Origin of the sequence: Allobacillus salarius (genome assembly GCF_007559425.1) — a bacterium.
GTDB classification, from domain to species: domain Bacteria; phylum Bacillota; class Bacilli; order Bacillales; family Alkalibacillaceae; genus Allobacillus; species Allobacillus salarius.
In genome coordinates, this window is record NZ_VMHE01000008.1 from 20,742 (window position 1) to 32,456 (window position 11,715).

General features: G+C 30.7%; 11 protein-coding genes. All 11 read right to left on the reverse strand.

Features of this window, described 5'->3' with window-relative positions; genetic code table 11:
- Positions 1 to 589: 589 nt before the first annotated feature.
- On the reverse strand, positions 590 to 1,606 hold the full coding sequence (locus FPQ13_RS06190; protein ID WP_144088464.1) for an ATP-grasp domain-containing protein: 1,017 nt from the start codon (positions 1,604 to 1,606) through the stop codon (positions 590 to 592).
- Positions 1,607 to 1,611: 5 nt separating this feature from the next.
- A complete protein-coding gene (locus FPQ13_RS06195) occupies positions 1,612 to 2,568 on the reverse strand; it encodes a 1-aminocyclopropane-1-carboxylate deaminase/D-cysteine desulfhydrase (RefSeq protein ID WP_144088465.1) in 957 nt (318 codons plus the stop codon).
- A gap of 38 nt (positions 2,569 to 2,606) precedes the next feature.
- Positions 2,607 to 3,269: an LbetaH domain-containing protein gene (locus FPQ13_RS06200; RefSeq protein WP_144088466.1), complete on the reverse strand. Its 663-nt coding sequence runs from the start codon at positions 3,267 to 3,269 to the stop codon at positions 2,607 to 2,609.
- A 71-nt stretch (positions 3,270 to 3,340) separates the two neighbouring features.
- Complete coding sequence (locus tag FPQ13_RS06205; protein ID WP_144088467.1) at positions 3,341 to 4,408, reverse strand: TDP-N-acetylfucosamine:lipid II N-acetylfucosaminyltransferase family protein; 1,068 nt, start codon at positions 4,406 to 4,408, stop codon at positions 3,341 to 3,343.
- 197 nt (positions 4,409 to 4,605) lie between these two features.
- Positions 4,606 to 5,625: a dTDP-glucose 4,6-dehydratase gene (gene rfbB / locus FPQ13_RS06210; protein ID WP_144088468.1), complete on the reverse strand. Its 1,020-nt coding sequence runs from the start codon at positions 5,623 to 5,625 to the stop codon at positions 4,606 to 4,608.
- Between the two features lie 58 nt (positions 5,626 to 5,683).
- Positions 5,684 to 6,466, reverse strand: a complete 783-nt coding sequence (locus tag FPQ13_RS06215; protein WP_144088469.1) for an HpcH/HpaI aldolase/citrate lyase family protein — start codon at positions 6,464 to 6,466, stop codon at positions 5,684 to 5,686.
- Position 6,467: 1 nt separating this feature from the next.
- Positions 6,468 to 7,361: an HpcH/HpaI aldolase/citrate lyase family protein gene (locus tag FPQ13_RS06220; protein WP_144088470.1), complete on the reverse strand. Its 894-nt coding sequence runs from the start codon at positions 7,359 to 7,361 to the stop codon at positions 6,468 to 6,470.
- A 193-nt stretch (positions 7,362 to 7,554) separates the two neighbouring features.
- Positions 7,555 to 8,007, reverse strand: coding sequence for a MaoC family dehydratase (locus FPQ13_RS06225; RefSeq protein ID WP_144088471.1), 453 nt, complete (start codon positions 8,005 to 8,007; stop codon positions 7,555 to 7,557).
- 72 nt (positions 8,008 to 8,079) lie between these two features.
- Positions 8,080 to 8,949: a glucose-1-phosphate thymidylyltransferase RfbA gene (gene rfbA / locus FPQ13_RS06230; RefSeq protein ID WP_144088472.1), complete on the reverse strand. Its 870-nt coding sequence runs from the start codon at positions 8,947 to 8,949 to the stop codon at positions 8,080 to 8,082.
- Positions 8,946 to 10,097: a DegT/DnrJ/EryC1/StrS family aminotransferase gene (locus tag FPQ13_RS06235; protein ID WP_144088473.1), complete on the reverse strand. Its 1,152-nt coding sequence runs from the start codon at positions 10,095 to 10,097 to the stop codon at positions 8,946 to 8,948. Before FPQ13_RS06235 ends, rfbA begins: the two co-directional genes overlap by 4 nt.
- A gap of 102 nt (positions 10,098 to 10,199) precedes the next feature.
- A complete protein-coding gene (locus tag FPQ13_RS06240) occupies positions 10,200 to 11,648 on the reverse strand; it encodes a lipopolysaccharide biosynthesis protein (RefSeq protein ID WP_246065389.1) in 1,449 nt (482 codons plus the stop codon).
- Positions 11,649 to 11,715: the final 67 nt, after the last annotated feature.

The window sequence follows — 11,715 nt, forward strand, 5'->3', positions numbered from 1 at the left end:
TTCTTTTGTCGAATCTTTAAGTATAATTTTCTTATTATCTGTTACTATAGTACAAAGAATTCATTAACAATACAATGTAATCTGTTGATATTATGTAAGCTAAATCTATATTTTATTTAATGATCTATTCATATCTAGTAATTTTTCAAATATTTATTCTATGTCATGACAGGTGGTTAAAACGAAAATGAATACCTAATATTTACTCATTTCGAAGACGTCATTTAAATGTAATAAGAAAATCATTTTGCCGAAAATGATACCAAAAGGCTTGCGTATTCATTTCAGTAACCAGCATCGTTTAAAATTATTTAAAATTAGCATTAAAATGAAACACATTATTCGTACCCCTCTAATAGCCTAAGTTCAATTTAGCTTTTTAAAATTAGTATAATATGAGGTGGTTTGCTTTTTAATAATTTGTGCTTTCAAAATAAATCTAATTTGTAGATGATTGATGAGAGAAGATTCTTAGATTATAATTATTTATTAAAATTTAATTATAATGAAAGATTAATCAACCCCCATCTCTACTATTTTGAAATGAAGTTTCCCAAGTTGTCTATAAATTCTTACTTAAATTATAAGCTTACATGGTTGGTAGTTGTGTAATTACTAAGTCTTTGTGGGATAGCACATTCTCTTTCTCTGTTAAAGTAGATTTATCTACCTCTTGATTTTCTAACCATTTAATAATTGCTAAAGGTAAATTAACTCCTGCAGCATGACTAAATGGATATCCCCCTCCAAATCTCGCATTGATTTCCAATATATATGGAGTATCTCCGTCTAAAAAAACATCCACATCTAAATTACCTATATGTTTTAGTAACAAACTGATTTGCTCACCGAGTTCTTTTAATATCGGGTTATTAACAGTCATAGAGCAATCTGTTTCCCCAGATCTCATTGCAAATTTTTTCTTTACTACTGTATTAAAATAATTCGCAGATAAATCATTAATTATATCTAAACCATATTCTTGGCCATTTAATCTTTCTTGAATAAGAATACTATTTTCAATATTCTTCTGGGATTCATATTTTAAATAAGTGCTTTTAATTTCAGACAAGACCTTTTTATAGAATACTTTCAACTCTTCATCATTGTCTGCTTGATATATGCCTATGGACCCCATTCCCCATCGCGGCTTAATTATCAAAGGGTAGCTTATCTCTTTTCTTTTCAGGGATATTTGGGCACTTTCTAGAGAATTAAAAGTACGGGCTACATTGAATCCGTAACTTTTCAGAAAGCGAGATGTTTCCAATTTGTCATTACAAATGTCTATAACTTCAGTATCTGAAACAATTACTTTAGTTCCGATTTGCTCGAATTTGTCTTTGTCAACTGACAAAGCACCTAGGTCGATATCAAAGAGTGGAATGATTGCATCAATTTTATTTGTACTGCAATAGTCCAACATGAAAGGTATGTATCCTTCATCATAGATCAAAGGTGTTATTACATTTTTATCAGCAGCTGGGAATGCAGGTGTATACGCACTGCTATTAGATACATGAACCTCTCCTTCTTCACCTAATATTTCTTTAAAGTATTTTACCAAATAACTACGTCTACCAACAGATGATAAGAGTATCTTCAACTGTTTCACTCCTTGTAATTTAAACTATCAAAGAACAATGGTAAGCCCCCTGTATGAAGAAAGAGGATATTTTTATTTTGAATAGAATAATCCTTTACGGTTTCCACCATACCCCAAAAAGCTTTGCCAGTGTAAGTTGGATCCAAAGGTACACCATCAATTTGTAGTATCTCATTAATTGTTTCTAAGATTGCTTTGTTATAATGACCATATCCATTTAAAATAAACTCATCAATTATGTTAACAGTATTTTCCGGTAGATGTTCATCGGACATCTTTAAATATGAAGATAAGTAGTTCAGAATTAATTTTTTTGCTCTCATTTGTTCTCGAGCAATAGAAATACCTACTATATTTTTATTGTTTTTATTTATATAGTTGCCCGAAATTAAACCAGCTTGAGTAGCTCCTGTTCCGGTAGCCAAAAATATATAATCAAAATTTATCTCTTTTTGTTTTTCATAATGAGCAATTTCATTAAAAGTTTCAGCATATGCATCAACCGCTGGGTTTGTATTACCTTTTCCGTAAATATCACCGTAAACATAATACGGTTTTAATCCATCCCTTTTACAATCATCTATTACTTTTTGAATGGTCGATGCCACTTGGTTCTTTTTACAAGTAACTATATTGGCTTTCAGACTTTTGACTAGCTTACTATTGTAGGTTTGCTGTGGTTCATCTGTATATTCAATAGGAGATATTACAAAGCAAGGAACATCATAAGCAAGGCTCAAGTTAGCTATAACCCTACTGAGGTTCGATCTAGAATTACCATACGTAATCATACAATCACAGTTTTTTGCAAACATATCTTTGAAATAGCTTTCAGCAATTCTAACTTTATTTCCTCCAAAAGAAAAAGGTAATAAATCATCCCGTTTCATGTAAAAATTATTGTCATTCACCTTAAAATTTAATGAATGAATTGGAGTAACATAACTATTATTTTTAAACATTAGCTATCACTTCTTTTTGATTATTTTACATCTTTCATTTACATATTTACATCAGAGGTATTTTTTTTGTGAAACTTTGCAGGATTTCCTATCCAAATTTCATTATCCCCTATATTTTTAGTAACAACAGAACCAATTCCAATAGTTGATTGTTTTCCAATGCTTAATTTCCCTCTAACTGTACAATTTAATCCAAACCAACAAGATTTCCCTGTATTAATATAGGAACCCAGACAACTATTTGCCGTGAAAAAGTTAAACTCCCCTATATTATTATCATGACCGATGCTCACGTTATTCATAATAAGACTGCAATTCCCTATCTTTGTCTGACTGGAAATCGAAGCATTTGCTAATACCACACATCCTGAACCTAACTTCACAGACGAAGCTACATAAGCATCTGGATGAATAAAAGTACATAATCTCTCTTCAGGTATACCTAAACTTTCAAATAAATTCGTTCGTTCTTCCTGTCCACCAATTTTGTTTAATGTATATATAAAAAAGTATCCTTCTTTGACAAGCTTTTGAATATCGTATAACTTACCAACAACAGGGTGGTTATCAATATATTCTTCAAAGTCATTCACAAAACCACAAAATTTATACTCATTGTGGCCTAGTTTATTAGCGTGAATTAAATTGTCTGCAATAACAGAAGCTGTTCCTTTACCACCTATTATTAATACGTTTTTCACTTTTCATTCTCTCCTTAGATGTAATACACTGCAAAGCTTATACATATATTGGATCAAAAGTATATGTTTAATTAAGATTCACTAACATTAAATACTTCTTCCCAAATAGCAATTCTGTTTGTATCAGTGAATCTATCCTTCATTATTTTATAATTATTTTGTTTATGCTCATTTGAATATTCTATGAATTTTTTAAAATTACTTTCATTTATTTGATTAATATCAAAAATTCTTAAATTATCATTAGAGTAAAAGTCCCACATCGTTGTTTCTGGTTTTAAGTAAACTTTTTTTCCTAAGAATAAGAGTGCAGAAATATTTCCAAGACCTTGCTGCCTGTCGTTATTAAATACACCAACGTCGATATTATTTAGATGATCTATAAAAGTTTTTATACCCATAAATTGTTCCATAGGGATAAAGTTATCTCCAAATATTTTTCTTCCTTGGATTTTTACTTCTCGTGCATAATTCATGTCTCCGTACGATAGAGGGCAATATATTTTTATATTTTTATTTATAAACTTACTTAACATATCAAATGCCTCAAAATGATTATTGCTTCTTGTTGCCGAATTTCCCACTTGGATATTTATGGTGTTTTTATTGGTAGCTTCTTTTCTTTTTAAAATATTTATATATTCATTTCTTTCCAAATTTATATACTTCACAACTTTATATGAGTTTTTAAATTTATACCATTTCTTAGCCAAAAAATAATCGCCCTTTACTATAGGTAGTAAACGACCTATGTTTTTAATCACAATCTTCCTCATATGTTCATATAGAGTACCTTTTAGAGAATTAATTTTTTCTTTGTACCTATACAGGTCCCCCCCCCATACAATCCAAGAGCACTTTCTTAATAACCATGGTTGCAAGTACAATAAGGCCACTATTCTGGAATCAAAAAGACCGTGCAGATAAATATGATCAGACTTATTTAATTTCATAATCATTTTAACAAAATCTTTTTTCTTACAAATGTAATAAACATTATTATACTCATTAATAAATTCTCCATAATCTTTACTTTCAAAAATTAAGAATGTATGTTGTCGAGAATCAAAATACTTATTTACAAATTGAATATAAGGTTCAACGAATTTGTCCGTGTTAGCAATATGTAAGTTTTCCATAAAGATCACTCTTTCATAAAAGAATGTTTCAAGATTTATTTAGTTGCTTGGGTGTGTACTTTAATAGGTATTTGGTCCTCTTTAGCCTTTGCACCTGCAATTATGCGAATTATGATGAGTTAGTGAAACGGCATTAACAAGATATAATTATTTCCAGTTATCACACTCATCATGATAGCTTCTCCTCTGCATGGCTCTTAAAATTTATATTGTTTTTTAAAGTAGTCTTGATACTCACCAGAAATAATTTGATTCCACCAATCTTTATTATTTAGATACCACGTAATAGTCTGTTTTATTCCAGTATCAAAATTATAGATAGGATTCCACCCTAATTTTTCTAGTTTTGTTGGATCTATTGCATATCTTTTATCATGACCTAATCGGTCCTCAACGAAGGTAATTAAATCTTCACTTTTTCCAAGTGATTTAATAATTGTATTAACAACCTCCAGATTGGTTCTTTCATTATGACCACCAATATTATATACTTCACCGTTTTCACCATCATGTAATATTAAGTCTAATGCAGTGCAATGATCATAAACATGGAGCCAGTCTCTAACATTTTTTCCATCTCCATATACTGGAACCTTTTCATCGTTTAAAACCCGTGATATGGTAAGAGGTATTAACTTCTCAGGAAAATGGTACGGTCCGTAATTGTTTGAACACCTAGTAATATTAATTGGTAAATCATAAGTTTCATGATAGGCATGAACTAATAAATCAGAAGAAGTTTTGCTGGCGCTATATGGACTGCTTGGCTGTAGATGTGTTTCCTCAGTAAAAAAAGTTGTTGGGTCAAAATCTAGCTCTCCATATACTTCATCTGTCGAAACATGTAGAAATTTTGATATTTTATATTCTTTTGAAGCATCTAATAATACTTGAGTTCCCAATACATTCGTCCTGATGAAGATCTCAGGATCTGAAATTGAGCGATCCACATGGCTCTCAGCTGCAAAATGTACTACGAAATCAAACCGCTCCTTGTCAAAGTAATTAAAGATTGTCTCTCGATCCACGATATCCGCATGAATGAAATGATAATTATTTTTGCGTTCAATTTCTCGGTGTTTTGTTAAGTCTCCGGCATATGTTAGTAAATCTAAATTATAAATATCATAATTAGGGTAATTCTCTACCATATATTGAACAAAGTTACCGCCAATAAATCCTGCTCCACCTGTAACAAGTACTTTCTTTTTCGACATAAATATCACCCTTTGTAGAAACCAATAGTTTAAAAAATAACCAATGATTCTAAATATATCACCAATTATTAATTATTCTTTTGAACCTTTCAATATGTGGTTTTTCATATACTTTCCCATCAATAACAGCTACACCTTTTTCAGTTTTTTCAAATTCCTCTATTATTTTTTTATAAAACTCTTTGTTTATATTAGTGAACACTTGATTTATGATTTGAATTTGATTTGGGTGGATTGCTAACTTACCAGTAAACCCAAAACTTTTTGAGATGCTTGCTTCTTTTAAAAGAAATTCATTATCAGTATAATTCAAGGAAATTGAATCAAGAGCTTGCAAATTATATGCATGAGCATAAGCAGCAACTTTACTCTTTGGATACATGAGTGATTCTTGTGAGGCTTCCGTATTCAACAAACTAACATAATCCTCTGCCCCAAAAGCAATGAAGGCCAATTTATCGTCAGGACTTATATTTTGTAAATTCATTACACCTAAAGGTGTTTCAATTAATGCAATGATTTTTTGGTTTTTATCTATTAATGAAGAAACATGGTTTATAATATTGGAGTTTTCCACTTTTGGAATCATATATCCTCGACAGTTAAACTTTTGAAGCTGTGCTATTTCATTTACATAGGTTTGTTTGTTCAACCTAACGAAAATATTACTGTTATTAGTATTATTAGAAAGAAATTGAGTGGTTAAATCCAAAGCCTCACTTTTAGAATCATTTAAAATTGAGTCTTCTAAATCAATAACAAATCCATCTGCATTAATATCTTTTATTTTCTTAAGGAACTTTTCCTCAGCTGGTACAAATAATAAGTTTCGATATAACATTTTAAACTAAACCCTTACTTTCAAGTACATTCATTATCTCGATCACTTGTTCTGCTCTCTTTCGCATAGGAGGTCCTATCATTTTTCCATCTAACATAGCCACACCAGATCCTCTTTCTTTCGCATCTTTAATGGCAGTTACAATTCGTTTCGATCGTTCTACTTCTTCTTTTTTAGGTGTAAAGCAGGCATTTGCTACCTCAATTTGTTTAGGATGAATTAACAAACAACCTGCATAACCCATCTCAAAAGATTTACTTTCTTCTTCCATAAAACCTTTAGTGTCATCAAGTGAAAGATAAGGTGTATCAATTGGTAGTATGCCAGCACCCCTTGCAGCTAAAGCTATAGCCGCTCTAGGATAGTCGAATGCTTTTGGAGGTTCTCCGTGTAGTCCTGACAAGTCATGCAAAAAGTCTTCTCCTCCAAAACACAATGCAATCGTGCGTTCCGAAACTTTTGCTATATTGAAAATATCCATCACTGCAGCAGTAGTTTCAATTAAAGGAACAAATTTAAATTTTCCTTCTTCAAAACCATGCTCACTTTCAAACTGAGTAAACAATTTGTCGTAATAAATCATATCCTCTGACGAATATATCTTACTTAATTGAAAGCCAGTAACATCAGAGTGGAAAACATATTTTAAATCTTCAAATACCATTTTACTCTCAATGGGATTCAGTCGAATAAATAAGGTCTTATCTTTAAACAGCCCTTTTCCTAAGTATTCTTTAGTAATTTGTCTTGCCTCTTGTTTGTACATATCAGGCACTGAATCTTCTAAATCAATAATAATCGCATCAGCTTTTGAATTTAAAGCACTATCGATAAATTTTTTATTATATGCTGGAACATATAGCATACTTCTTAATACAAACTTTTGCTTACTCAAGAATTTGACCTCCCATTATAAGATGAAATATAGTTTAAATTTCAGAAGATAAATCAACACAACAATGAACTAGTCATTTTAATAACTTGATAGTCTTGAATCTAATAATAATACTTTCTTGATAAGTCAAATGATAATATTGATTAAAGTAAGATAAACTCATTCATTTCATTTTTAAATATCCAAATGATTATTATTTTTTTAAAAGCACATGTCTCCTAAACCTCAATACTATCTCTCCATCTTGGTTAAACGCTTCTGTTTCAACATAAATGATACCTCTATCTGATTTTGATTTTGAAGTTCTTTTTGACAAAACGGTTGTTCGAGCATACAACGTGTCACCAACAAAAACTGGTCCTACATGAACTATATTTTCATAATCCAAATTAGCAATTGCTTTTCCGCTGATATCTGGAACAGTAATTCCTACTACAATGCTAAATACTAAAGTTCCTACTACTAAAATTTTTCCATGCTGAGCCTTCTCGGCATAGTCTATATTTGTATGTATAGGGTGGTGATTCATTGTTAATAAAGAAAAAAGATTATTATCACTCTCAAATATAGTTTTTGACAATTGGTGTTTAATTGTATGACCAACTTCAAAATCATCATAAAAATTACCAAGTCTACTTGGTTGCATTATATTCACCTCATTAAAATTAAAATATACAGGAATAACCAGAGCGATTACTCCTGCTATATATAAGTACAATTATTGGCTATCTGCAATTTCCATTATGTACTCTCCATAATCAGTCTTGATTAATGGTTTCGCCAATTCCTTTAACTGATGTTTATCAATATAGCCTTTTCGATAAGCTATTTCTTCTATACAAGCAACATATAGTCCTTGACGATTTTGAATAGCTTGTACAAAGTTTGATGCGTCTAAGAGCGATTGATGAGTCCCAGTATCTAGCCAAGCAAGCCCTCTTCCCATAACGTTAACTTTAAGCTGACCTTTCTCTAAGTAATCTTCTATTACTGAAGTGATTTCTAACTCACCTCTTTCAGAAGGCTTAACTCGTTTCGCAGATTTAACAACGTTTTTATCGAAAAAGTATAATCCTGGTACAGCGAGAGAGGACTTAGGTACTTCAGGCTTTTCTTCAATCGAAATAGCATTGTTATTATTGTCAACTTCTACAACACCATATCTTTTAGGATCAGCAACAAAACACCCAAAAATTTCTCCACCTTCTTTTAGGGAAGCTGCTTTTTTTAACTTATTACCAAAGTTAGAACCATAAAAAATATTATCACCAAGTACTAATGCTACAGAAGAATCACCAATAAATTCTTCTCCGATGATAAATGCTTCCGCTAAACCATTTGGTTGTTCCTGGACAATATACTCTATGTCTAAACCTAGGTGTTTACCGTCTCCGAGCAAGTCTTTGAAAACATATATATCTCTTGGTGTTGAAATAATGAGAATCTCTCTAATACCTGCTAACATTAGAACAGATAGGGGATAGTAGATCATTGGCTTGTCATATACTGGAAGGATTTGCTTTGAAACTGACCTTGTTAGGGGGTAAAGTCTTGTTCCAGATCCACCTGCTAATATAATTCCTTTCAATTTGATTTCTCCTTTTTCGCATTTTTATGAATATATTCGATAATCTTACAAATTTTTTTAATTGCTTCTAATTCGAGCTCACCATAAAAAGGCAAAGTTAAAACTTCATTTACTATTCTGTGAGCAGTGGGAAGGTTAATAGATTTGGCTGAATCTAGGTTTTGATACCATGGAAAATCACTACATAATGGGTTGAAATATTTTCTGGTATACACATTGTACTCCTTTAGTTTTTCATAGACCAAGTCTCTCGACATCCCAAATTCTAATTCATTTATTTTTACGACAAAATATTGATAGCTATTTTCCTCGTTTTCAAGTGTAGTAATTACCCGCACACCTGGTATATTTTTTAAGTATTTTTCATATGTTTCTTTAATCTTTTTGCGTTTAATACGTTCATATTGAATAATTTTCAAAACTTCTATCCCTATTCCTGCTTGAACTTCATTTAACTTGGCATTTAAGCCAGACATACCGACTTCTTCTTTGTTTATCATTCCGAAATTTTTCAATTGATCAATTTTTTTCTCTAGTAATGAATCGTTAACTGCTACAGCGCCGCCTTCAATTGTGTTAAATAATTTTGTAGCATGAAAGCTGAACATGGTCATGTCACCATATGTACTTATTGGTTTTCCGTTATAGATTGTACCAAAAGCATGAGCACCATCATAGATAACCTTCAAGTTGTATTTATCAGCTATTTTTTGAATTCTTTCTACATCACAAGGGTTACCAAATACATGCACCCCTAGAATTGCTGAAGTTTCTTCGGTAATCAGGCTTTCAATTTTATTTACGTCGATATTCAGTGTGATTGGGTCAATATCACAAAAAACTGGTTGCAAGTTATTCCAATCAAGCGCTTGGGTAGTAGCAGGAAATGTAAAGGGTGTTGTTATTACTTCACCATTTAAATCAAGGGATTTTATTCCTAACAATAATGCCATTGTACCGTTATTTACTAATGATAAATAATCTATATTAAGGTAATCCTTTAATCCTGTTTCTAATTCTTGATGTTGTTCACCATTATTTGTTAACCATTTAGTATTAAAAATTTCCTCGATTCTTTTTAATGAACCATTAATCTCAGGAATCAATGGTTTATTAACAGGAATCGGATTTTCAAATTTTTCAGGCACACTTTTCACCTACCTAATTTAAATAATTATCAAATACATAATATTTATTTTTTACTAACAGTATTCTAATTAAAGTAACTTGGTGCTACATCTATTAAATGGTTACTTAATGAAGTTTTTTAAAATTATAGCTAGTTCTTTGAATTCAGTTACTCTAAATATAAGTGATAATACAACATATAAAAATATTCCAAATACTATTTGAAGGATCAAATCAACAAAATAAATACCTATCCAATTTTTTAATAAATAAACAAGAAATGACATTAATAATGAAATGGTGAAAATAGGAGCCAAATCTTTTATTTGGTCAAGAAATTTATATGAAACTTCTTTCCCTGAATAATACATGTTGATGAATAAGGCTATATATGAATTTAACAAAGCAGCTGAGATTAATCCAATTATTCCTGTGTTTAAGCTAACTGCACATATTATTAACATAGTTAAAATTACTTTCTTAATGATTTCCAATTTTAGAAAAAGATCTGATCTGCCTTTAACTTTCAATATATTCAAATTAATGGAGTGAATTGGATAAAGCATTCCAGCGAAACATAAAAGCTGGAAATATTTAACAGACGGAACCCATTGTTCTCCTAGCAATAATGGAATAAAGTTAGGTGCTGTTGCAGCTAAACCCATCATAATTGGAAATATCACATAGCCAGACATCTTTATAACTTGTTTATAACCATTCGATAGCCTTGTGTTTTCTTCTTTTATACTACTCAAAACTGGATATGTAACTTTTTGTATAGCTTGTGTGATGGACTGAGAAGATATGTCTCTCAACTTAGATGCATTTGTATAATAGCCAAGGTAATTTGTTGAATACAGTACTCCTATTATAACAAAATATATATTCTTATATGTTGTATCAATAAGGCTAGATATTAGTAACTTATATCCAAAACTAAAATATGCTTTAAATGTATCAATATTGAATGTCAGTGATGGTAACCAGCGATTATTTAAGTAAAATAAGATAGTTTGAGTTAATTGCATGGTCATAATCTGTATTACTAAACTCCATACACCTAATCCGTTCACAGCGAACAAAATAGCAAGGAAGCCCGATAAAACGCCAGCTATCATTGTAATTTTAGTTTGTGTTTTAAAGTCTACATTTCTTATCAAAATAACTTTCTGTATAGTACCTAGTGCATTAATTATCACTATAAGCATCAATACTCTTATTATATTAACTAACTGTGGTTCATTAAAAAATAAGCTTACATAAGGAGCAATTAAAAATAATATAATATAAATTAATAATGAAACAAAAAGATTAAAATAAAATACTGTTGATAGATCAGCTTTAGTTGGACTACTTTCTCGTATTAACGCTTGGTCCATACCACTATTAACTAACGTATTTGATATAGCGATAAATATTGTAATCATACCTATCAAACCGAAATGTTCAGGTACAAGCAACCGTGCAAGAATTACTTGTATTATTAGTTGAATTCCCTGTTTAGAAACTAACTCAGTAATACTCCACGCTAGACCTTTAACAGTTTTTCTTTTTAAAGAATTATTATTCATAATATCCCTGCTCACATTTGATGCGTGAACTTTAAATTCTTTTGATGTTAAAAAAGTTGCATCAATA